This is a genomic window from Streptomyces sp. NPDC007808, from assembly GCF_042868655.1.
Lineage (GTDB): Bacteria > Actinomycetota > Actinomycetes > Streptomycetales > Streptomycetaceae > Streptomyces.
In genome coordinates this window covers 107,722-127,873 of sequence record NZ_JBIAEQ010000008.1, presented here as the reverse complement: position 1 = coordinate 127,873, position 20,152 = coordinate 107,722, and the positions used below count along the sequence as shown (strand labels likewise).

At 72.7% G+C, this 20,152-nt stretch carries 21 protein-coding genes and 1 pseudogene; 11 read left to right on the top strand and 11 right to left on the bottom strand.

Translation table 11 applies throughout. The annotated features are described in order from the left end of the window. Complete coding sequence (locus tag ACFYNL_RS28905; protein ID WP_388808149.1) at positions 1 to 285, top strand: gas vesicle protein K; 285 nt, start codon at positions 1 to 3, stop codon at positions 283 to 285. A gap of 7 nt (positions 286 to 292) precedes the next feature. On the opposite strand, the gene ACFYNL_RS28900 is transcribed toward ACFYNL_RS28905, so the two are convergent. The 3 genes from ACFYNL_RS28900 to ACFYNL_RS28890 form a co-directional block, all read right to left on the bottom strand. Beyond that, the gene (locus tag ACFYNL_RS28900) at positions 293 to 463 is read right to left on the bottom strand and encodes a hydrophobic protein (protein WP_388808147.1); all 171 of its coding nucleotides are present in this window, start codon (positions 461 to 463) and stop codon (positions 293 to 295) included. A gap of 42 nt (positions 464 to 505) precedes the next feature. Next, positions 506 to 1,339: a methyltransferase domain-containing protein gene (locus ACFYNL_RS28895; protein ID WP_388808145.1), complete on the bottom strand. Its 834-nt coding sequence runs from the start codon at positions 1,337 to 1,339 to the stop codon at positions 506 to 508. A 149-nt stretch (positions 1,340 to 1,488) separates the two neighbouring features. Then, the gene (locus tag ACFYNL_RS28890) at positions 1,489 to 2,982 is read right to left on the bottom strand and encodes a bifunctional phosphatase PAP2/diacylglycerol kinase family protein (RefSeq protein WP_388808144.1); all 1,494 of its coding nucleotides are present in this window, start codon (positions 2,980 to 2,982) and stop codon (positions 1,489 to 1,491) included. A gap of 73 nt (positions 2,983 to 3,055) precedes the next feature. Between ACFYNL_RS28890 and ACFYNL_RS28885 the strand changes: the two genes are divergently transcribed. Both ACFYNL_RS28885 and ACFYNL_RS28880 read left to right on the top strand, forming a co-directional pair. After that, the gene (locus ACFYNL_RS28885) at positions 3,056 to 3,715 is read left to right on the top strand and encodes a histidine phosphatase family protein (RefSeq protein WP_388808142.1); all 660 of its coding nucleotides are present in this window, start codon (positions 3,056 to 3,058) and stop codon (positions 3,713 to 3,715) included. 106 nt (positions 3,716 to 3,821) lie between these two features. Beyond that, positions 3,822 to 5,441 (top strand): ABC-F family ATP-binding cassette domain-containing protein, encoded by a 1,620-nt coding sequence (locus tag ACFYNL_RS28880; protein WP_388808140.1) that lies wholly within the window; start codon positions 3,822 to 3,824, stop codon positions 5,439 to 5,441. 61 nt (positions 5,442 to 5,502) lie between these two features. On the opposite strand, the gene ACFYNL_RS28875 is transcribed toward ACFYNL_RS28880, so the two are convergent. Beyond that, a complete protein-coding gene (locus tag ACFYNL_RS28875) occupies positions 5,503 to 6,609 on the bottom strand; it encodes a Vms1/Ankzf1 family peptidyl-tRNA hydrolase (RefSeq protein ID WP_388808138.1) in 1,107 nt (368 codons plus the stop codon). A gap of 62 nt (positions 6,610 to 6,671) precedes the next feature. Between ACFYNL_RS28875 and ACFYNL_RS28870 the strand changes: the two are divergent. Further along, positions 6,672 to 6,952: pseudogene (locus tag ACFYNL_RS28870) on the top strand (DUF6158 family protein). Positions 6,953 to 7,111: 159 nt separating this feature from the next. On the opposite strand, the gene ACFYNL_RS28865 reads toward ACFYNL_RS28870, so the two are convergent. The 5 genes from ACFYNL_RS28865 to ACFYNL_RS28845 form a co-directional block, all read right to left on the bottom strand. Continuing rightward, positions 7,112 to 9,205, bottom strand: a complete 2,094-nt coding sequence (locus ACFYNL_RS28865; protein WP_388808137.1) for a catalase — start codon at positions 9,203 to 9,205, stop codon at positions 7,112 to 7,114. Next, entirely contained in the window at positions 9,205 to 9,756 is a 552-nt protein-coding gene (locus ACFYNL_RS28860) for a type 1 glutamine amidotransferase domain-containing protein (RefSeq protein ID WP_388808135.1), read from the bottom strand. Before ACFYNL_RS28860 ends, ACFYNL_RS28865 begins: the two co-directional genes overlap by 1 nt. A gap of 6 nt (positions 9,757 to 9,762) precedes the next feature. Further along, positions 9,763 to 10,419 (bottom strand): diguanylate cyclase, encoded by a 657-nt coding sequence (locus tag ACFYNL_RS28855; RefSeq protein WP_388809071.1) that lies wholly within the window; start codon positions 10,417 to 10,419, stop codon positions 9,763 to 9,765. 50 nt (positions 10,420 to 10,469) lie between these two features. Then, positions 10,470 to 10,889 (bottom strand): CBS domain-containing protein, encoded by a 420-nt coding sequence (locus tag ACFYNL_RS28850; protein WP_388808134.1) that lies wholly within the window; start codon positions 10,887 to 10,889, stop codon positions 10,470 to 10,472. 87 nt (positions 10,890 to 10,976) lie between these two features. After that, positions 10,977 to 11,378 carry a DUF2795 domain-containing protein gene (locus ACFYNL_RS28845; RefSeq protein WP_388808133.1) on the bottom strand — a complete coding sequence of 134 codons (402 nt, stop codon included), beginning with the start codon at positions 11,376 to 11,378 and terminating at the stop codon, positions 10,977 to 10,979. 129 nt (positions 11,379 to 11,507) lie between these two features. Between ACFYNL_RS28845 and ACFYNL_RS28840 the strand changes: the two genes are divergently transcribed. Continuing rightward, positions 11,508 to 11,639 (top strand): hypothetical protein, encoded by a 132-nt coding sequence (locus tag ACFYNL_RS28840; protein WP_388808132.1) that lies wholly within the window; start codon positions 11,508 to 11,510, stop codon positions 11,637 to 11,639. A 13-nt stretch (positions 11,640 to 11,652) separates the two neighbouring features. On the opposite strand, the gene ACFYNL_RS28835 is transcribed toward ACFYNL_RS28840, so the two are convergent. Next, positions 11,653 to 12,198 (bottom strand): GNAT family N-acetyltransferase, encoded by a 546-nt coding sequence (locus ACFYNL_RS28835; protein WP_388808130.1) that lies wholly within the window; start codon positions 12,196 to 12,198, stop codon positions 11,653 to 11,655. A 60-nt stretch (positions 12,199 to 12,258) separates the two neighbouring features. Here ACFYNL_RS28835 and ACFYNL_RS28830 point away from each other — a divergent pair, with 60 nt between their 5' ends. Further along, on the top strand, positions 12,259 to 12,882 hold the full coding sequence (locus tag ACFYNL_RS28830; protein ID WP_388808128.1) for a helix-turn-helix domain-containing protein: 624 nt from the start codon (positions 12,259 to 12,261) through the stop codon (positions 12,880 to 12,882). Then, positions 12,882 to 13,448 (top strand): dihydrofolate reductase family protein, encoded by a 567-nt coding sequence (locus tag ACFYNL_RS28825; RefSeq protein WP_388808127.1) that lies wholly within the window; start codon positions 12,882 to 12,884, stop codon positions 13,446 to 13,448. The genes ACFYNL_RS28830 and ACFYNL_RS28825 overlap by 1 nt, the downstream gene beginning before the upstream one ends. Here the strand turns inward: ACFYNL_RS28825 and ACFYNL_RS28820 are convergent. Then, positions 13,445 to 15,244, bottom strand: a complete 1,800-nt coding sequence (locus ACFYNL_RS28820; protein ID WP_388808125.1) for a thiamine pyrophosphate-requiring protein — start codon at positions 15,242 to 15,244, stop codon at positions 13,445 to 13,447. The two genes, ACFYNL_RS28825 and ACFYNL_RS28820, sit on opposite strands and share 4 nt — an antisense overlap. A gap of 244 nt (positions 15,245 to 15,488) precedes the next feature. Here ACFYNL_RS28820 and ACFYNL_RS28815 point away from each other — a divergent pair, with 244 nt between their 5' ends. The 4 genes from ACFYNL_RS28815 (at position 15,489) to ACFYNL_RS28800 (ending at position 20,149) form a co-directional block, all read left to right on the top strand. Then, positions 15,489 to 16,280, top strand: a complete 792-nt coding sequence (locus tag ACFYNL_RS28815; protein ID WP_388808123.1) for an RNA polymerase sigma factor SigF — start codon at positions 15,489 to 15,491, stop codon at positions 16,278 to 16,280. A gap of 281 nt (positions 16,281 to 16,561) precedes the next feature. Beyond that, a complete protein-coding gene (locus ACFYNL_RS28810) occupies positions 16,562 to 17,548 on the top strand; it encodes a hypothetical protein (protein WP_388808122.1) in 987 nt (328 codons plus the stop codon). Positions 17,549 to 17,840: 292 nt separating this feature from the next. Continuing rightward, on the top strand, positions 17,841 to 19,088 hold the full coding sequence (locus tag ACFYNL_RS28805; protein ID WP_388808121.1) for an aminotransferase class I/II-fold pyridoxal phosphate-dependent enzyme: 1,248 nt from the start codon (positions 17,841 to 17,843) through the stop codon (positions 19,086 to 19,088). Continuing rightward, positions 19,085 to 20,149: an MBL fold metallo-hydrolase gene (locus tag ACFYNL_RS28800; protein WP_388808119.1), complete on the top strand. Its 1,065-nt coding sequence runs from the start codon at positions 19,085 to 19,087 to the stop codon at positions 20,147 to 20,149. Before ACFYNL_RS28805 ends, ACFYNL_RS28800 begins: the two co-directional genes overlap by 4 nt. Positions 20,150 to 20,152: the final 3 nt, after the last annotated feature.

The window sequence follows — 20,152 nt, the reverse complement described above, 5'->3', positions numbered from 1 at the left end:
GTGACGTCACATCGCAACCGGCTCGACCTCGAACCCGACACCGTCGAACGCGACCTCGTCAAACTCGTGCTGACGGTGGTCGAGTTGCTGCGCCAGCTCATGGAGCGCCAGGCGCTGCGCCGTTTCGACCAGGGGGACCTGAGCGAGGAGCAGGAGGAACGGATCGGGCTCACGCTGATGCTGCTGGACGACCGGATGACCGAGCTGCGTGAGCGCTACGGGCTGCGGCCCGAGGACCTGAATCTGGACCTCGGGCCGCTGGGACCGCTGCTTCCCCGGGAGTGAGCTCACCTCACCACCGGTACCAGCGGCCCCTGCCTCCCGTCGCGGTCGTGCTTCGCATCACGAAACCCAGGAGCCATACCACGAGAACCGCGATCGCGATCCACCACAGCGCCTTCAGCGCAAATCCGGCACCAAAGAGAATGAGAGCCAGAAGCAGCACGAGCAGAATAGGAACCATTTTTTTGACCTCCTGCTCAACGGGTTTCCAGAAAACCGCGATTCAGGCGTCTTTCCGACACAGAATCTCCCCGTGCAGCACGCTGAACCAGCCGTCCTCCTGCCGTCCCCACTCCCGCCACGCCTCGGAGACGGCCCGCAGCTGCTCCCCGCTCGCGTGGCCGCCCTCGGTGGCCCGCTCGGCGTACGCCGAGGCCAGCGTCCGGTCCGCCCACAGGCCGCTCCACCAGGCCCGCTCGTCCGGCGTCGAGAAGGTCCAGGTGCTGGAGCCGGCCGTGATGTCGGTGAGCCCGGCCCGGCGCGCCCAGGACTTCAGGCGGCGTCCGGCGTCCGGCTCGCCGCCGTTGGCGCGGGCGACGCGGCGGTACAGGTCGAGCCAGGCGTCCATCCCCGGTGACGCCGGGAACCAGGTCATGGCCGCGTAGTCCGAGTCGCGGACCGCGATGAGGCCGCCGGGCCTGGTCACCCGCTTCATCTCGCGCAGGGCGCCCACCGGGTCCCCGACGTGCTGCAGCACCTGGTGGGCATGGACGACGCAGAACGTGTCGTCCGGGAAGTCCAGGGCGTGCACGTCCGCGACCCCGAACGCCACGTTCGACAGACCGCGTCCGGCGGCCGTGGCCCGGGCCTGCTCCAGGATCTCCGGCGCGCGGTCGACGCCGGTGACATGGCCCTCGGGGACCAGGGCCGCCAGATCGGCGGTGATCGTGCCCGGGCCGCAGCCGACGTCCAGGACCTTCATGTGCGGCTCCAGCGAGCCGAGCAGGTACGCCGCGGAGTTGGCCGCGGTGCGCCAGGTGTGCGAACGCAGTACGGACTCGTGGTGCCCGTGCGTGTAGACAGCGGTCTCCCCGGCCTGTTCCCGTGCCTTCGACATGACTGTTCCCCTCGTCTCGCCGTACCGGATCAAGGGGCCGCACGGCCCCGCGGGCGGTACGCGACACCGTACGCCTTCATGTCGAATGGTGAGACCGCTGTTTCACGATATGGACCGGCCCGCATGTGGACCGGGAGGGTCCGTCGGGCTCACGTACCGGCCAGCGGTCGGTAGACGGTCAGCGCCTCCGGCAGCTTCTCCAGCGTCACCTCGCCCCCCACCTCGGTGACTTCGCCGTCGTAGGCGAGGAGCGCGCCCCGGGTGACCCCCGACAGGTGCAGCCGCCCCACCTGGACCGCCGCGTGCGCCGGGGACCGGGTCAGCGGACCCGCGAGGGCGGCGGCGAGCAGCCGCAGGGCGGGCCGACGGCCGCCGTGCACGACCCGTACGTCGAGCACGCCGTCCGCGAGGTCCAGACGCCGGGCCGGGGCGAGGCCCACCCGGTGGTAGGTGCCGTTCCCGGCGAACAGCAGCCACAACGGGTGGGCGCGGCCACCGACCTCGGCGTGCAGTGGATGCCGCTCTCGGCGCAGGACGCGCAGGGCCGCGAGCACCCCGGCCGGCCAGGCGCCGACCCGGGGCGTGAAGCCGTCCCGCTCGCGCACCAGCTCCGGGTACACCCCCAGGCTGCACGTGTTCAGGAACAGCCCTTGGCGCCCCTCGCTGGTGAACCGGCCCACGTCCACCCGCACGGCCTCGCCGCGCCCGACCGCCCGGCTCAGATCACGTTCGTCCTCCACGCCCAGGTCGAGGGCGAAGTGGTTCAACGTGCCGCCGGGCAGCACCGCGAGCGGCAGGTCGTGCCGCAGTGCCACCTCCGCCGCCGTGTTCACCGTGCCGTCACCACCGCACACACCGAGCACCCTGGCCCGGCTCGCCGCCTTCTCCAACTCGGCGCGGGTGTCGGACGGTTCGCACTCCACCAACTCGGCACGCGGCAGCAGATCCAGCAGGGCGTGCACCCGGTCGGCGGTGCCCGACCCCTTGTTGGCCACCATGACCAGGCCCTCTCCGTCCGGCAGCGCCGGGACGTCCGTGCGGGGCCGGGCCGGTGGAACCAGCCGGTCACGCGTGGGCACCATGCCGCGAACGGCGAACGCGGCACCCGCGCCCAGCGCCGCCCCGGCCAGCACGTCGCTCGGGAAGTGGACGCCGGTGTACACCCGCGACAGCGCCACCGACCAGGCCACCGGAGCCACCACCAGACCCCAGCCGGGCGACTCCAGCGCCACACCGGTCGCGAACGCGGCCGCCGAGGCGGCGTGCCCGGACGGGAACGAGGTGGTGATCGGCTGCCGCTTGAGCTGCCGGACCAGCGGCACGGGGTCCAGGGTGGGCCGGGGGCGGCGCACCGACCGCTTGCCGAGGGTGTTGATGGTCAGCGAGGCAAGGCTCAGCGAGGCCAGGCCCCGGGCCGCCGCCCGGCGGGCCCTGGGGGTGCGGCTCGCGGCGATGGCGGCGGCCGCCGCGAACCACAGCACTCCGTGGTTCGCGCTCCGGCTCAGCCGCGGCAGCACCGGCTCGGCATACGGCCAGTTCCGCTCGGCGGCGAACTCGAACAGCCGCGAGTCGAGGGCGAGGAGGCGGTCGCGTAGAGCATGCCGGCCGCGGGTGGCAACGGTGAAGTCGACGTCTGGACTCATACACCCCTGGGTACCCTGAAGCGGCCGATTGCTGTCCGGCCGACGGTGAACGACCCACGGAGGAACCCGTCCGATGCGCCTGCTCCTGATCCGCCACGGCCAGACGCCCTCCAACGTGGACCACCTGCTGGACACGGCCGTCCCCGGCCCCGGTCTGACCGCCCTCGGCGCGGCGCAGGCCGCGGCCCTGCCCGAGGCCCTGGCCGCCGAGGACATCGAGGCGGTCTACGCCTCCACCGCGATCCGCGCCCAGCACACCGCCGCCCCGCTGGCCGCCGCCCGCGGCCTCGACGTGCTCGTGCGGGACGGCATCCGGGAGCTGGCCGCCGGCGACATGGAGATGCTGCCGGGCCACGCGAAGCAGGCGGAGCCCTACATGAGGACGGCGTTCGCCTGGGCGGCCGGCGACACGGAGCTGCGCATGCCGGGCGGCGAGAGCGGGACCGAGGCACTCGCGCGCTACGACGCGGTGGTGGCGGAGGCCGCGGGTGGCGGGGCCGGGACCGCGGCCCTGGTCAGCCATGGCGCGGCGATCCGTATGTGGACGGCGGCGCGGGCGGTCAACGTCGATGTCGCGTTCGCCGCGGCGCATCCGCTGGCGAACACGGGCGTGGTGATCCTGGAGGGCTCGCCCGAGGAGGGCTGGAAAGCGCTGGAGTGGGCGGGTGCGGTGGTGTCTCCGGCGGGGGAGGGCGGGCCGGCCGGATGGCCCGTCGACGGGGCCGCGCCGTAGCGGGGGGTGCGGGGCCGGGCGCGGGACCGCCTCCGGCGTCCGCTCGGGGCCCGGCCTTGGATAAGCGTTTGCCCAGGCCGCGCGGCGGACTCCAGAATGCGGCCTCATGGGACATCTGGAAGCCGCGCACCTGGAGTACTACCTCCCCGACGGGAGGGCGCTGCTCGGCGACGTCTCCTTCCGGGTGGGAGAGGGCGCCGCCGTGGCGCTGGTCGGGCCCAACGGCGCCGGCAAGACGACCCTGCTGCGGCTGATCTCGGGGGAGCTGAAGCCGCACGGTGGCACCGTCACCGTCAGTGGCGGGCTCGGCGTGATGCGGCAGTTCGTGGGCTCCGTACGGGACGAGACGACCGTACGCGACCTGCTCGTGTCCGTCGCGCCGCCGCGCATCCGCGAGGCCGCGCAGGCAGTCGACGAGGCCGAGCACGCCATCATGACCGTCGACGACGAGGCCGCCCAGCTGAAGTACGCGCAGGCCCTGGCCGACTGGGCCGAGGTGCGCGGGTACGAGGCCGAGACGCTGTGGGACATGTGCACGACGGCCGCGCTCGGTGTGCCGTACGACAGGGCGCAGTTCCGGGAGGTCCGCACGCTCTCCGGCGGTGAGCAGAAGCGGCTGGTGCTGGAGGCGCTGCTGCGCGGCACCGACGAGGTGCTGCTGCTCGACGAGCCCGACAACTACCTCGACGTGCCCGGCAAGCGGTGGCTGGAGGAGCGTCTGAAGGAGACCCGCAAGACGGTCCTGTTCGTCTCCCACGACCGCGAACTCCTCGCCCGAGCCGCCGACAAGATCGTCTCCGTCGAGCCCTCACCGGTCGGCGCGGACGCCTGGGTGCACGGCGGCGGCTTCGCCACCTACCACGAGGCCCGACGCCGGCGCTTCGCCCGCTTCGAGGAGCTGCGCAAGCGCTGGGACGAGAAGCACGCCCAGCTGAAGAAACTGGTCCTGACGCTTCGGCAAGCGGCCGAGAACAGCCCCGACATGGCCTCCCGCTACCGCGCCGCCCAGACCCGGCTGCGCAAGTTCGAGGAGGCCGGACCGCCCCCGGAGCCGCCGCGCGAGCAGGACATCAGGATGCGGCTCAAGGGCGGCCGCACCGGCGTGCGGGCCGTCACCTGCGAGGAACTGGAGCTCACCGGCCTGATGAAGCCCTTCTCCCTGGAGGTCTTCTACGGCGAACGCGTCGCCGTCCTCGGCTCCAACGGCTCCGGGAAGTCGCACTTCCTGCGGCTGCTGGCCGGCGACGAGGTGGCGCACACGGGGAAGTGGAAGCTCGGCGCGCGGGTCGTCCCGGGGCACTTCGCGCAGACGCACGCGCATCCCGAGCTGTTCGGCCGCACGCTGCTCGACATCCTGTGGAAGGAGCACGCCCAGGACCGGGGCGCCGCGATGTCCCGCCTGCGGCGCTACGAACTGACCCAGCAGGCCGAGCAGACCTTCGAGCGGCTCTCCGGCGGCCAGCAGGCCCGCTTCCAGATCCTCCTGCTGGAGCTTCAGGGCGTCACGGCCCTCCTCCTCGACGAGCCGACCGACAACCTCGACCTGGAGTCCGCCGACGCGCTCCAGGAGGGGCTGGAGGCCTTCGAGGGCACGGTGCTCGCCGTCACCCACGATCGCTGGTTCGCCCGCTCCTTCGACCGCTACCTCGTCTTCGGCAGCGACGGCCGGGTGCGCGAGACGCCCGAGCCGGTGTGGGACGAGCGGCGGGTGGAGCGGGCCCGCTGACGACGGACGCCGGGGGAGCCGAGTCCGTTCGGCTCCCCCGGCGCGCTCGCGGCGACGTCGCTCAGGCCCAGCGCAGCAGCGCCCCCAGCCCGCCCGCCGGCTCCGTGGCCGGGTCGGCCGGGGTGACCGACAGCGCCCCCGCGCCGGTGGCGACCGCGGAGCGGATCAGCGCGTCGTCGGCCCGCGCCGCCCAGCTGTTCTGCTCGCCCAGGATCTTCAGATCCGTTCGGCGCACCGCCACCTGGTCCGGGTCCTCGCCGATCCACACCTCGCGGCGGGCGTCCGGGCTGTCCGGCCTGATCAACAGCTCCTCGATCCGGTGCTCGCGGGCGGCCTCGATCAGCGCGGGCACCCCCTCCGCCGCACCGGCGCGACCCTCGCCGTCCGGCTCCCGGGCCGCCAGGAAACGTTCCAGCTCACGCTCCGCCCGCTGCCGTACATGCTGCTCGCGGATCCGTTCGACGTCATCGTCGAGCAGCCTGCTGCCGGTGCCGTGCGGGGCCTCCACCACGAGGCCGTGCAGCCGTTGCGGCAGGCGCTCGTGCACCGACCGCCGCTCGCGGTCGTCCCCGACGAGGATCAGCAGGTCGGCGCGGGTCTCCTCCTGGCAGACGGTGAGCGCGTCGGCGATCTCGGCCGCGTTGTGCTCCCAGGTGTTCTCCACCTTGAGCTGGAAGTGCCGCTCGGACCAGTCGACGCTGCTCGTGCGGTGGATCGGGTGCTGCCGGCCGCTGACCGAGCCGACGTCCTGCCGGCCCAGCGCGCTGCGCAGCTCGAAGGCGGCGCCCCTGCGGTCGACGTAGGCCACCACGCACACCGGGTCCTCACCGGCGAGCTCCAGCAGGGGCGCGGTGTGCGGCAGCGGCGCCCAGTGGGCGCTGTCCCGCTGCGGGGGCCTGGCCAGCGGCGGATCCAGGACCACCTTGCCGGCGCAGGCGAAGACCGCGCGTCCATGGGGCTCGGATGAGTGCTCAAGCCCTTCCAGCGCGTCCCGCACGGCCCGGCAGGTGGCCTCGTCGGCGCCCTGCTCGGCCAGCTCCCGGGACAGGGCCTGGGCGGTGAGGTGCCGCTCGTGGGGCGTGTCCTGCGTGTGCCGGGACGTGCCCACGTACACGGAGGCCCAGGAGCCGGGGTGTTCGTACAGTGGATGCAGAAAGGCGAGATCCATAGCTCTCTCCCGTACCGAGCTCGGGTGCTGTGTGCTCGGCGGGCGGGTACCCGGACGGCAAGATTGAACACGACGAGCGGGGCACACCATGAACGGAGTCGACCCCGGCCGGCTGGACGACCAGCAGCTCATGAAGGAGCTGGAGACGATCCACCGGACGCGCCACGACACGTTGCTGTACGGCTCGAACGACGCGCTGCGGGCCCACAACGAACGCATGGCCCAGCTGGAGGGCGAGTACCTGCGCCGCAACCCACGTCGCACGGTCGCCTCGGGCCGCACCCGCGAGGGCGCCCGCGACCGCTCGGGGAGCAGCGAGACCCCGACGAACCCGCCGGCGTGAACGGGGCCCGGCGCGCCCGCGCCGGGCCCCCGGGACACGCCGGTGCGCCGGGCGGACCCTTGTGAGTCCCTCACCCGGCGCACCTGATCCTGCGATGTCCGACTCGGCCTCTCGCACCGCGCAGCGGCTCGGTCTCGTACGGCTGAGTCGGTGGCCCGCTCAGCCGTGCGCGGGCGGCCTGCCCCAGTGCCGGTGCGCCTGCAGCGCGGTCCTGAAGGCCTGCAGGAACTCCTGCGTCGCCGGTCCCGGCGAGGTGTCCGTCACCACGCCCTGGTCGGTGACCGTGCGGTGGAACTCGGCCGACAGCCGTACGCCCTCCGGCTTCAGGGCGGACAGCACACCCACGCCGGAGCCGAGCGCGCCGACCGGTTTGCCGTGCCGGTAGGCGTCGCGCACGAAGCGCATCGCGTCCGGGTCGGCGACCGCGTCCGGGGCGCCCGCCGGACCGCCGGGCACGAGTACGGCGTCGTACAGCACCGAGGCCACGGTCGGCAGCGCGCGGTCGACCACGAGTCGGTCGCCGTCGGCACCGGTGACTGTGCCGTCCGTCGGCGCCAGTGCCTCGACGACGGCGCCCTCGGCCGTGAGCGCCTCACGCACCGACGTCACCTGGGCGACGTCGACACCGTCGGCGACGAGTAGCGCGATCTGCCGGGTCCGGATCGAGCCGTCGCCGCGCAGGGACTCCAGGCTCAGCGCGGGGGAGGACAACTTGTCCGCCGCCTGCGTCGCCTGCGGCTCGGGCACCCCGATCCCACGCGCCACCGAGACCGCCAGCTCACCGTTCACCTTGGCGAGGTGCTCGACCGTGCGGGCCCGCACCTCCTTCGCGCCGACCTTGCCGAGCTCGAACCGGAACGCCTCGACGATGTGCTGCTTCTCCCAGTCCGCCATGCTGTTCCAGAACATCGCCGGCTGGGTGTAGTGGTCCTGGAAACTGGCGCTGCGGCGGCGGATCTTCGCGCCGTCGACGCGTTCGGCGTAGTGCGTGTAGGCGTGTCCGCCCGCGCCCCCGTGCGCCGGGCAGCCGCCGCCCAGCGAGTTCGGGAAGTAGTTCGTGCCCCGGTGGACCGTGCTCTGGTGGTAGCCGTCACGCTGGTTGGTGCGCACCGGCGCCACCGGCCGGTTCACCGGCAGCTGCGTGAAGTTGGGACCGCCCAGGCGGATCAGCTGCGTGTCCAGGTACGAGAAGTTGCGGGCCTGGAGCAGCGGGTCGTTGGTGAAGTCGATGCCGGGGACGACGTTGGCCGTGTGGAAGGCGACCTGCTCGGTCTCGGCGAAGAAGTTCTCCGGGTTGCGGTTCAGCACCATCCGGCCGATCGGCCGTACCGGCACCTGCTCCTCCGGGATGATCTTCGTCGGGTCGAGGAGGTCGAAGTCGAAGGCGAACTCGTCCTCCTCCGGCACGAGTTGGACGCCCAACTCCCACTCCGGGTACTCGCCCGCCTCGATCGCGTCCCACAGGTCACGCCGGTTGAAGTCCGGGTCGCGGCCCTGGCACTCCTGTGCCTCGTCCCACACCAGTGAGTGCACGCCCAGCTTCGGCGTCCAGTGGAACTTCACGAACGTGCCCTTGCCGTCCGCGGTCACGAACCGGAAGGTGTGCACACCGAAGCCCTGCATCATGCGGTAACTGCGCGGGATGGCCCGGTCCGACATCAGCCACATGATCGCGTGCAGTGTCTCCGGCTGGAGCGACACGAAGTCCCAGAGGGTGTCGTGCGCGGAGGCCCCGGTCGGGATGTCGTTGTGCGGCTCCGGCTTCACCGCGTGCACGAAGTCGGGGAACTTGATGCCGTCCTGGATGAAGAAGACCGGGAAGTTGTTCCCGACCAGGTCGTAATTCCCCTCCGAGGTGTAGAACTTGGTCGCGAAACCCCGTACGTCCCGCACGGTGTCCGCCGAGCCCTTGGGGCCCTGCACCGTGGAGAACCGGACGAAGACGGGCGTCCGCACGGACGGGTCCTGCAGGAAGGCCGCGCGGGTGAACCGCGCGCAGGACTCGTACGGTTCGAAGAAGCCGTACGCCCCCGCGCCCCGCGCGTGCACCACCCGCTCCGGGATCCGCTCGTGGTCGAAGTGGGTGAGCTTCTCCCGGAAGTGGAAGTCCTCCATCAGCGTCGGCCCGCGTTCGCCGGCGGCCAGCGAGTCGTCGGTGTGGTCGACCTCCACACCCTGCTCGGTGGTCAGCGGCCCCGACGTCGGGTCGTCGGCCCGGAAGCGCTCCCGCTGTTCCTGCTTGGGGTCTGCCATCAGGCGGCCTCCTCGGACTCCCTGGCGAACACGTCGAGGAACGCCTCGCAGAACGCCTTCAGGTCGTCCGGCTTACGACTGGTGACCAGCTTGTTGGGGCCGTGGTCGCAGACGCGCACCTGCTCGTCGACCCAGGTGCCGCCCGCGTTGCCGATGTCGGTGCGCAGGCTCGGCCAGGAGGTCAGCACCCGGCCGCGGACGACGTCCGCCTCCACCAGCGTCCACGGGGCGTGGCAGATCGCGGCCACCGGCAGGCCCTTGTCGAAGAAGTCCCGCACGAACGCGACGGCCTTGCCGTCCATCCGCAGGAAGTCCGGGTTGGCGACGCCGCCCGGCAGGACCAGCGCGCCGAAGGAGTCGGCCGAGGTCTCGCCCACGACCTCCTGCACCGGGAACTTCTCCGCCTTGTCGAGATGGTGGAACGCCTGGATCGAGCCCGGCTTCGTCGACACGAGCACCGGTTCGTGGCCCGCGTCGACCGCCGCCTGCCAGGGATCGGTCAGCTCGACCTGCTCGACGCCCTCGGGTGCGGTCAGAAATGCGATACGCATGATGTCTCAATGTCCTTCCGTGGCCCGGTGACGGGCCTCGTCGCTGGTGATGCGTTTCCTGCCGCGGCGGCGGGCGCGCACGCAGCGCAACAGTTCCTCGCCGTACGGCAGCAGTACGCAGGTGCCGATGGCGACTCCGATGCCCGCGAGGTAGCCGCGCGACAGCGGCCGTCTGCGCGGCACGAGACGCCACGCGTCGCCGTCGCCGCGGCCCCCACGCAGCAGGGACTTCACCTGGTCGGCGTGCAGGCACATCAGGGAGGTCAGCGCGGCGAACGGCAGCGACTCCAGGAAGCTGTGGATGTGCTGCTCCACCGGCTTGACCTCGCGCTCGCTGCCGACCGCCGTGCGCACGTCCCACAGTGCGGTCGCCTCGTGCGCCGCGGTCGCGCCCAACTGCACGGTGAGCAGCAGCGGGTTGACCTCGTAGCGCAGGGTGAGCGCGATGGGAATGCCCACCTCGGTCATCATCAGCGCGTGGATGAGGGACTCCTTGGTCCCAGCCGTCTCCTCGATCCGGGTCCGCCGGTGCATCACCCAGTCGGCGAGACCCGGCACGAACCAGCTGGGCAGCAGCCCGTACAGCAGATAGCGGACGGTGGCGTCGCCCACGTCGGCGGTGACTCCGGTGGCGCTGATCTCGGCGGCCTGATCCCGGCTCATCCAGTCGTCCGATCGTCGGTCACGCATTGCTCCTCTCGTCGGTCACGCGCTCACTCGTCCGGTGCGGCCCGGCTGATCTCGGCCAGCGCCGAGTCGGGATCCTCGGTCTCGGCGAGGTCCCCGAGGGTGACCACGCCGACCGGCAGACCGTTCTCGACGACCGGCAGCCGCCGCACGTGGTGCTCGCGCATCAGGGAGACGGCGAGGGACACCCGCTCGCCCGGGCCGATCATCACCGGGTCCGGGGTGCACACCGACTGGGCGCTCACCGTCAGCGGGTCGGCGCCGTCGGCGACCGCCCGCACGGTGATGTCACGGTCGGTGAGCACACCGACGATCCGCTGTCCGTCCGCCACCACCACATCGCCGATGTCCTGCGTGCGCATCAGCTGCGCCGCCTCGACGAGCGAGGCGTCCGGGCGTACGGCGACCACGCCCGGTGTCATGACGTCCCTCACGAATTCAGCCATCGAATGGGCCCTCCTGCGTGCCCAGGCCGGTCGGGTACCGCGGCCGCGTCGGCGCGCCGACGCTCGCGGTACCCGACGACCGGTCGCCTATGCGCTGCGGCGCCGTGACGACGACCCCGTGCCGGTCAGGGCCTCCGCGAGCTCCTGGATGTTGGCGTAACGCGCGCCGCGCGGCAGCCGCTCCAACGGCTCGACCAGGGTGTCGGGGGCGTATCCGCGGCGCATGACCCCGGCCAGCTCCCGAGGGCTCGCCGGGAAGGAACTGCGGTTCAGGAACCGCGCCAGCTCCAGCCGGACCACCGCCAGGGACGCCGTCGACGTCCCCGGCGCCACCGGCCCGCCCGCGACGCGCGGGTCGTCGTCGGCGGACGGCTCGGGGTCGTGCCACTCCTCGGCCCGGGTCGGGTGCCCGGACCTGAGCAGGCCTTGCAGTTCGTGCTTCATCTCGTCGTCACGATGAACGCTCAGCCGGTCACTGCCTCGCTGCATGACTCCCTCCAGATCTTCGGGGGTCCGCACCGCGTACCCGTACACCGGGGGCCGACACGGGGTTTGTCCCGCGGAAGGAGGGAGACCCGACTTTCACCCCCCACGGACGAACTGGGGAAGGACCAGGTCATGGCACTGCTCACCGTGCTGCTCCCGCTCGCCATGCTCGGCGTGCTGCTGGCACTGGGCCGCTACGAGGATCTGCTGCTGCCGAGGGAACCGGACGAGGAGCGTCCGCAGGAGGCCGCGCTGGGACACTGACCGGGGACCGGGATCAGCCCGGCTGTCCCGCGGCCAGGGACCGCTGCAGCACGAACGTGTCGATCCACCGCCCGTGCTTGTGGCCGACCCCGACGAGGCGCCCGGCGTCGGCGAAGCCGAAGCGGCGGTGCAGGGCGAGCGAGGCGTCACTGCCGGTGTCGGCGATCACGGCGATCATCTGCCGCATCCCCGCCCGCGCCGACTCGGCGACGAGCACGTCCAGCAGGGCCGCGCCGAGCCCATGGCCGGTGGCGCCGGGCGCGAGGTAGACGGTGTCCTCCACGGTGAACCGGTACGCCGGCTTCGGCCGCCAGGGCGAGGCGTGGGCGAAGCCGACGACCGCGCCGTCCGTTTCGGCGACGAGGAAGGGCAGCCCGCGTCCGGTCAGGTCCTCCAGCCGCCGTTCCCAGTCGGCCACGCTCGGTGGGGTCTCTTCGAAGGTGGCGACGGTATGGCGGACGTAGTGCGCGAAGATGTCGGCCACGCTCGGGAGGTCGGCCGCGACCGCCGGACGGACCGGACGGACGGGGGAGGGGGCCGGGGGCACCGCGACGTTCATTTCTCTGCTCCCTCTCCGTTCCTTTTCCTCTATAGCGAAAACCGTAGCTATTATAGAGGAATGCTGGATCTGGAGGCCCTGGGCAGGCGGGTGCAGGGGCTGAGGCATGACCTCGGCCTGACCCTTCAGCAGGTGGCGGAAGCCGCCGACGTGAGCGTGAGCATGCTGTCGTCCGTGGAGCGCGGGCAGAAGGCGCCCACCGTCGTCGTGCTCGACCGTATCGCCGACGGACTCGGCGTGGCCCTCGCCGACCTGGTCGCCCGACCCGACGACCCGCGCGTCATCGTGCGCCGCGCCGCCGACCAGGACAGCGTCGACGAGCCGGGCGGATGGCGGCGCACCGTCCTCACCCCGGTCGTGCCGGGCGTCAACTTCGAATGGATCCGCAGCACGCTGCCGCCCGGCTGCGACGCGGGCGACTTCCCTGCGTACGCCCCCGGCTCACACGAGTTCGTCGCCGTCGCGTCGGGAACGCTGCGCCTGACCCTGGGCGACCGGACCGTGGAGCTCACGGCGGGGGACTCGGCCTACTTCGCCGCCGACGTCACCCACGGTTACGCCAACCCCGCGGCGGAGCCCTGCACCTACCACGTCGCCGCCCTGGTCATGCGCCCGCGCGCCGCCCAGCCGCGCCCGCGGCTCGGACGCCGTACCGTCGAAACCGTCACCGAGGAGGAGACCTGATGCGCAGCGTGACGTATTCGATGAACGTCTCACTCGACGGCTACATCGTCGGGCCGGACGGCGACTTCAACTGGACGGAGCCCGACGAGGAGGTCTTCCGCTTCTGGATCGACGAGATCCGCCAGGTCGACGTCCACCTGATGGGACGACGCCTGTACGAGACGATGCTGTACTGGGAGACCGCCGACCAGGATCCGTCATCGCTCGACGACTCGACGCGGGAATGGATCGCGCTCTGGAACCCGCTCCCGAAGGTGGTGTTCTCCACCACGCTGTCGGCGGTGCAGGGCCACGCCCGCCTGGCGTCCGGCGGCCTGACGGAGGAGATCGAGCGGCTGCGGGCCGAGCCGGGGGAGGGCGAGATCGCGATCGGCGGCGCGACGCTCGCCGCCCAGGCGGCAGAGGCCGGTCTGATCGACGAGTACCGGGCCATGGTCTACCCGGTACTGGTCGGTGGCGGCACCCCGTTCTTCCCGCGCGGCGAGCGCCGGGTGGATCTCGAACTCGTCGAGACCCGCACCTTCAACTCGAAAGTCGTCTACCTGCGCCACCGGGTGGCGCGTTAGGTGCGCTTCTTCTCGCGCCCCGGCAGGAACTCCTGCATCTTCGCCTTGAACCCCTGCCTGACCATCGACCCGCGGTCCGCATCCCCCTTCAGGATCGACGCGGCCGTCGCCTCCATCTGCTCCCAGGTGGCGTGCGGCGGGATCGGCGGTACGGCCGGGTCGGTCAGGAACTCGACGACGGCCGGGCCGTCCGCCTCCAGGCCCGCACGCCAGCCCGCCTCGACGTCCTCGGGCTTCTCCACACGGACACCGGTGAGCCCCAGGGAGCGGGCGAAGGCGGCGTACTGCACGTCGGGGAGCTCCTGCGAAGGCAGGAAGGAGGGGGCGCCCTCCATGGCGCGCATCTCCCAGGTGACCTGGTTGAGGTCGTGGTTGTTGAACACGCCGACGACCAGCCGCGGATCCTCCCACAGGTCCTTGTACTTCGCGGCGGTGATCAGTTCCGCGAGGCCGTTCATCTGCATGGCGCCGTCCCCGACCAGCGCGATCGCCGGCCGGTCCGGGTGGGCGAACTTGGCGCCGATCGCGTACGGCACCCCGCAGCCCATCGTCGCCAGCGTCCCCGACAGCGACGCGCGCATGCCGGGCCGCATCGTCAGATGGCGGGCGTACCAGTTGGCCGCCGAGCCCGAGTCGGAACTGATGACGGCGTTCTCGGGGAGCAGCGGGTCCAGGGCGCGGGTGACGTACTCCGGGTTGATCGGGTCGGCCGCCAGCCCCGCCCGCCGCTCCATGACCTCACGCCAGCGCATGACGTTGTCGCACACCGTGTCGTACCACTCGCGCCCGCGGCCCTGCTCGATCAACGGGATCAGCCGCTCCAGCGTCGCCCTGGCGTCACCGACGAGGTTCACCTCGTACGGGTAGCGCATCCCGACCATGTGCGGGTCGATGTCGATCTGCACGCCCCGCGCCTTGCCGAAGTCCGGCAGGAACTGGGTGTACGGGAACGACGAGCCGATGGTCAGCAGCGTGTCGCAGTCCCGCATGAGCTCGTACGACGGGCGCGTCCCCAGCAGACCGATCGAGCCGGTCACGTACGGCAGTTCGTCGCTGAGGACGTCCTTGCCGAGCAGCGCCTTCGCGACGCCGGCACCGAGCAGTTCGGCGATCCGCTCCACCTCGGCCCGCGCGCCGGACGCGCCCTGGCCGACCAGGATCGCCACCTTGTCCCCGGCGTTGAGGACGTCGGCCGCCTGCCGGATCGCCTCGTCCGACGGGATCGCGGTCCAGGAGCTGCGTCCCAGGCTGGAGGGCACCATCTTGAACTCGTGCGTGGGCGGCGAGTAGTCGAGCTCCTGCACGTCGCCGGGGATGATGATCGCCGTGGGGGCGCGGCGCGCGTACGCGGTCCGGATCGCCCGGTCCAGGACGTTCGGCAGCTGCTCGGGAACCGTCACCGTCTCCACGAAGTCCGAGGCGACGTCCTTGAACAGCGTGTGCAGGTCCACCTCCTGCTGGTACGAGCCGCCCATCGCCGTGCGATGCGTCTGACCGACGATCGCCACGACGGGGACATGGTCGAGCTTGGCGTCGTACAGGCCGTTCAGGAGATGGATCGCGCCGGGACCGGACGTCGCCGCGCACACCCCGACACGGCCGCTGAACTTGGCGTAGCCGACCGCCTGGAACGCGGACATCTCCTCGTGCCGGGACTGGACGAACCGGGGCTGGTTCTCCGCGCGGCCCCACGCGGCGAGCAGGCCGTTGATGCCGTCGCCGGGATAGCCGAAGACGTGCTCCACTCCCCACTCGCGCAGGCGCTGCAGGACGTGGTCGGCGACCTTGGTGCTCATGCGGGACCTCCTGGGTTCCGGGGGACTGCGCGGCAGCACCGGTACGAGTGACCCTGCGGACAGGTGAAAAACCTGGCCGGTGTTTGCGAGCCGAGCCGCAGGGCAGGCGAAGGAAAAGTGCTTCGGACAGGAGGCACGTCCGTGGGAGCGGCGATCACCGCCACGGGTGTGTCCGGTTCGATGCGCCCCCGCTCCCATGGTGACCGTCCACCCCAGAGCACAACCAAGGGAGTTGTGGCGCATCATGCCCACCTCAGTGAGCACGAAGCATCACCCGCACGATGACGCCCCGGACACCGCCGAGGACTTCCGCACGCTCGCCGCCCTGCCCGAGGGCCCGCAGCGCGATGCCGTCCGCGACAGGATCGTCGAGGCGTGGCTGCCCATGGCCGACCGGCTCGCGGGGCGTTTCCGCAGCCGCGGCGAGAGCCTCGACGACCTGCGCCAGGTGGCCGCCCTCGGGCTGGTCAAGGCCGTCGACCGGTACGACCCCGAGCGCGGCAACGCCTTCGAGAGCTATGCCGTGCCCACCATCACCGGTGAGATCAAGCGGCACTTCCGTGACCACATGTGGACGCTGCACGTGCCCCGCCGGGTCCAGGAGCTGCGCAACCGGGTGCGCTTCGCCGTCCAGGAACTGCAGACCGTCTCGGGACGCAGGCCCACGATCGCGGAGATCGCCGAGCACGCCGACATGACCGAGGCCGACGTCAAGGTCGGTCTGGAGGCACTGGAGAGTTTCACCGCGCTGTCGCTGGACGCGGAGCTGCCCGGCAGTGAGGACGGCTACTCGCTGAGCGACGCGCTGGGATGCGCCGACCCCGCGCTGGACACGGTCGTCGACCGCGAGGCCGTCAGGCCGCGGCTGGCCGCTCTGCCCGAACGGGAGCGGGCGATCCTGTACATGCGGTTCTTCGGGGACATGACCCAGAGCCGTATCGCCGAGCAGCTCGGCATCTCGCAGATGCATGTGTCCCGGCTGATCAGCAGGTGCTGCAGCCGGGTGCGGGAGCAGGTGCTCAGCGACGTGGCCTGAGGGCCGGATCTCTTCGTAGGGGCGTGTGCCGGAACCCCGGCCCGCGCCCCTACAGGTCTTTCGGTCCAGGTTCCGGACCGGCGGGGTTGCTGAACCGAGCGCGCGGTCACGAAGCGCCCCTGGCCCTCGGTGGACGCGGGCCGCGGACACGTCACCCACTCGGCCGTCCCCGTCCCGCGAATGGTGTCCGGCCGCGCGCGTCCGGGCGGCCGGCGGGCTGTCATGGCTGCGGGGGCACGATCCACGTTCCCCCACAGCCGTCGGCCGAAGGAGTCCACCCCATGCGCCGCACCGCCCCTGCCCTGTCCGTCGCCGCCCTGGCCGGTGCCGTCGTGGGCTTCGCCGCCTCGGCCGCCTACGCGGACCCGGCCGCGGAGGTCAGCCCCGGCACCGTCTCCCCGGGGGGCAGCGTGACCGTCGAGGTCTCCTGCGACCCCGTCGACGGGCGCGCGCCCGACACCGTCGACGCCACCTCGCAGGCCTTCGAGGAGGGCACCGTCGCGCTGAAGAAGGTCACCGGCGAGGGCGAGAAGGCCACCGCGCCCGCCTACCGCGGTACCGCGACCGTTCCCCCGGCGGAGAACTTCGAGGGCGATCCGGACGCGGCCGGAGCCGAGTCCGCCTGGACCGTCGACGGAGCCTGCCCGGCGGCGGCCGGTGAGAAGGGCAAGCCGTGGAGCGCGATGCTGACGGTGGCCCGCGAGACCGCGGCCACCCACAGCGCCGGTGCCGACGCGGAGGACGGCGGAGCAGCCGCCGAGGGCGGGACCGAGGGGCCGGACGGCGGTGGGGCGGTCGAGGAGCACGGCACCGACGGCGGTACCGGCGGCACGGACGGCGGTGGGGCGGTCGAGGAGCACGGCACCGACGGCGGTACCGGCGGCACGAGCGACACCAGCAGCACAGGCGAGACGGGCGGCTGGGGCGGCACGGGCGGCACCGACGCCGGCGGCGACACGGGCGGCTGGGGCGGCACCGACGGCGGTGGCGAGGGCGATCAGCGGCACTGCACCGAGCCCCACGCCGGCCGGACCGAGCCCGGCGGCACAGCGCCCCACCAGGGCGGGAGCGCACCCCACTCCGGCAAGGGCGAGACCCACGCCGAGGACTGCGCCGACTCCGCCGTCGAGCACGGCGTACGGGCCGGCGGGGGAGGGGCCTTCACCGACTCCGTCCCCGCCCTGGTCGCAGGCGGCCTGCTGATCGCCGCCGCGCTCGGCGGCGCGGCGCACCGGCTGTACCGCAGGAGGTCGACCGGGAGCGGCTGACCCGTTCCGCTGCGAGGCCGGGCGGCGGTGTGACGGGCGCAACTCCCGCGCGCTGCCATGGGGTCGCTCGACGGTGGGTACTCGAAGCGCGAACAACACGCCACACACCGTGCGTACCCGCACCGCACGACCTCGGCACCAGCACCGGCACCGAGCACACCCGTCACACCGACCCGCGGCAGACCGACCGGCGGACCCACCGGCGGACCCACCGGCCACCGGCAGACCGGCCCGCACGGAGCACCGAGAGACCACGAACCACCACGGCACCAGGCACTGCGCGGAGGCACGGATGCGCCGGACGGACCCCGAAGGCCACGGCCCCGTCCGTTTCGGGCCACCTCTCCCGGACGACGGCCTGCCGGTGCTGCCCGAGCTGGCCGCCGTGCTCGCCGCGGCCGCGGGCCGGTCCGAGAGCGAACCGATCGGCGGCGGCGCCGCCCTCCTGGACGCCGCGTGCGGCTACTGGGACCGGCGGGGCCTGCCCACCGGGCCCGCCCGGGCCGTGGCCGCCCCCGGTGCTCCCGCCCTGCTGCTCGCCCTGACCGCCGCGCTCGGCGGCGACGTCCTGGTGCCGCGCCCCTGTGCCGCCTGGTGGGCCCCGTACGCACGCCTGTTGGGCAGACCCGTCTTCCACGTCGCCACACCGGCCGAGAGCGGCGGTGTGCCGGATCCGTACGCCCTGCTGGAGACCGTTCGCCGGGTCCGAGCCGAGGGCGGTGACCCGCGGCTGCTCGTGCTCTCCGTCGCCGACGACCCCACCGCCACCGTGGCGCCGCCCGAACTGCTGCACGAGACCCTGGAAGCCGCCACCGGCGAGGGACTGCACCTGGTCAGCGACGAGACCTGGCGCGACACCGTGCACGCCCCCCACGACACCGTGCTGCTCAGCCCCGCCGAGATGCTGCCCGAACAGGTCACCGTCGTCACCGACCTGGCCGGAGCCCTGCTCCCGCCCGGCTGGCCCGCCGCGGTCGCCCGGTTCCCCGAGGGCGACGTCGGTGACGACCTGCACGCGCGCGTGCTCGACGTCCTCACCGCGCTCGGCGCCCGCGTCGCCGCCCCGGTCGCTCTCGCCGCCGAGTACGCGCTGCGGGAGCCCGAGCCCGTCACCGCGCGGATCGGCACCACCGTACGGCTGCACGCGCGCGTGGCCGCCGCCGCGCACGCCGCCGCGGTCGGCGCGGGAGCGCTGGCACGGCCCCCGCAGGCCGGGCGGCACCTGTACCTCGACCTCGGCCCGCTGCGCGAGGGGCTGTCCGCGCACGGCGTCGGGGACGCGCAGGACCTGGAGGACTTCCTCGCCGCCCGGCTCGGCATGCCCGCGCCGGGCGGGCACCGCTTCGGCGACGACCTCGGCGCGCTGCGCGTGCGGCTGTCCACCGGACCGCTGCTGGCCGGCACCGACGAGGAGCGCGCGGAATGCGTCGGTTCCCCCACCCCGTTGGAACTGCCGCACGTGCAACGCGCGTTGATCCACTTGAAGTCGGTCTTCGACGATCTCCGCGACGACGCTCAGCGATGGGAGCCGCCTCGATGACGCAGCAGTCCGAGTCAGCCACGCCGACAACACCGCGCACGGCCACCGGGGAAGCCGACGTGCCGGAGAACCCGTCCTTTCTCGCACCCCCGTTCCCGCCGCTCACCGCGCCCCGCCCGCTGGGCGAGCGCCGGGTGTGGCCGCGGACCTTCCACGACCGGCTCACCGCCCCGCTCCCCGGCCTCAAGGCCATCGCCCGCTTCGCCCGGGAGGGCGCCGTGCGGCCCGGCCCGCAGGGCCTCGCGGACATCCCGCGGCTGCCCTTCGCACCGGCCCCGCTGCCCCGCGTGGACGCCCGCACCGTCGCCGTCTCGTGGGCGGGGCACGCCAGTTGGGTCGTGCGGATCGGCGGCCTGACCGTGCTCACCGACCCGGTCTGGTCCCGCCGCATCCTCGGCACCCCGGCCCGCGTCACCCCCGTCGGCGTGCCCTGGAACGAGCTGCCGCGCGTCGACGCGGTCGTCATCAGCCACAACCACTACGACCACCTGGACGCCCCGACCCTGCGCCGACTCCCGCGCGAGACCCCGGTGTTCGTGCCGGCCGGCCTCGCCGGCTGGTTCCGCCGCCGCCGGTTCACCCAGGTCACCGAGCTGGACTGGTGGGAGGCCGCCGAACTGTCCGGCGTGCGCTTCGACTTCGTGCCGGCCCACCACTGGTCCAAGCGCACCCTCACCGACACCTGCCACAGCCTGTGGGGCGGCTGGGTGCTGACCGCGCCCGACGGACAACGGGTGTACTTCGCGGGCGACACGGGCTACGGCCACTGGTTCACGCGCATCGGCGAGCGCTACCCCGGCATCGACCTCGCCCTGCTGCCCATCGGCGCCTACGACCCCCGCTGGTGGCTCAGGGACGTCCACTGCGACCCTGAGGAGGCGGTCCGCGCCGCCCAGGACCTCGGCGCGCGACGCATGGCGCCGATGCACTGGGCCACGTTCGTCCTGTCCGCGGAGCCGGTGCTGGAACCCCTCACCCGGGTGCGGGCGGCGTGGGAGAAGGCGGGACTGGACCGCGAGGACCTGTGGGACCTGCCGGTGGGAGCGTCGCGGGTGCTGTAGCGG

Excerpts from the sequence above, each read along its gene's own strand:
- ACFYNL_RS28900 (WP_388808147.1), bottom strand. The coding sequence starts at position 463 with ATGGTTCCTATTCTGCTCGTGCTGCTTCTGGCTCTCATTCTCTTTGGT.
- ACFYNL_RS28895 (WP_388808145.1), bottom strand. The coding sequence starts at position 1,339 with ATGTCGAAGGCACGGGAACAGGCCGGGGAGACCGCTGTCTACACGCAC.
- ACFYNL_RS28890 (WP_388808144.1), bottom strand. The coding sequence starts at position 2,982 with ATGAGTCCAGACGTCGACTTCACCGTTGCCACCCGCGGCCGGCATGCT.
- ACFYNL_RS28885 (WP_388808142.1), top strand. The coding sequence starts at position 3,056 with ATGCGCCTGCTCCTGATCCGCCACGGCCAGACGCCCTCCAACGTGGAC.
- ACFYNL_RS28880 (WP_388808140.1), top strand. The coding sequence starts at position 3,822 with ATGGGACATCTGGAAGCCGCGCACCTGGAGTACTACCTCCCCGACGGG.
- ACFYNL_RS28875 (WP_388808138.1), bottom strand. The coding sequence starts at position 6,609 with ATGGATCTCGCCTTTCTGCATCCACTGTACGAACACCCCGGCTCCTGG.
- ACFYNL_RS28865 (WP_388808137.1), bottom strand. The coding sequence starts at position 9,205 with ATGGCAGACCCCAAGCAGGAACAGCGGGAGCGCTTCCGGGCCGACGAC.
- ACFYNL_RS28860 (WP_388808135.1), bottom strand. The coding sequence starts at position 9,756 with ATGCGTATCGCATTTCTGACCGCACCCGAGGGCGTCGAGCAGGTCGAG.
- ACFYNL_RS28855 (WP_388809071.1), bottom strand. The coding sequence starts at position 10,419 with ATGAGCCGGGATCAGGCCGCCGAGATCAGCGCCACCGGAGTCACCGCC.
- ACFYNL_RS28850 (WP_388808134.1), bottom strand. The coding sequence starts at position 10,889 with ATGGCTGAATTCGTGAGGGACGTCATGACACCGGGCGTGGTCGCCGTA.
- ACFYNL_RS28845 (WP_388808133.1), bottom strand. The coding sequence starts at position 11,378 with ATGCAGCGAGGCAGTGACCGGCTGAGCGTTCATCGTGACGACGAGATG.
- ACFYNL_RS28840 (WP_388808132.1), top strand. The coding sequence starts at position 11,508 with ATGGCACTGCTCACCGTGCTGCTCCCGCTCGCCATGCTCGGCGTGCTG.
- ACFYNL_RS28835 (WP_388808130.1), bottom strand. The coding sequence starts at position 12,198 with ATGAACGTCGCGGTGCCCCCGGCCCCCTCCCCCGTCCGTCCGGTCCGT.
- ACFYNL_RS28830 (WP_388808128.1), top strand. The coding sequence starts at position 12,259 with ATGCTGGATCTGGAGGCCCTGGGCAGGCGGGTGCAGGGGCTGAGGCAT.
- ACFYNL_RS28825 (WP_388808127.1), top strand. The coding sequence starts at position 12,882 with ATGCGCAGCGTGACGTATTCGATGAACGTCTCACTCGACGGCTACATC.
- ACFYNL_RS28820 (WP_388808125.1), bottom strand. The coding sequence starts at position 15,244 with ATGAGCACCAAGGTCGCCGACCACGTCCTGCAGCGCCTGCGCGAGTGG.
- ACFYNL_RS28815 (WP_388808123.1), top strand. The coding sequence starts at position 15,489 with ATGCCCACCTCAGTGAGCACGAAGCATCACCCGCACGATGACGCCCCG.
- ACFYNL_RS28810 (WP_388808122.1), top strand. The coding sequence starts at position 16,562 with ATGCGCCGCACCGCCCCTGCCCTGTCCGTCGCCGCCCTGGCCGGTGCC.
- ACFYNL_RS28805 (WP_388808121.1), top strand. The coding sequence starts at position 17,841 with ATGCGCCGGACGGACCCCGAAGGCCACGGCCCCGTCCGTTTCGGGCCA.
- ACFYNL_RS28800 (WP_388808119.1), top strand. The coding sequence starts at position 19,085 with ATGACGCAGCAGTCCGAGTCAGCCACGCCGACAACACCGCGCACGGCC.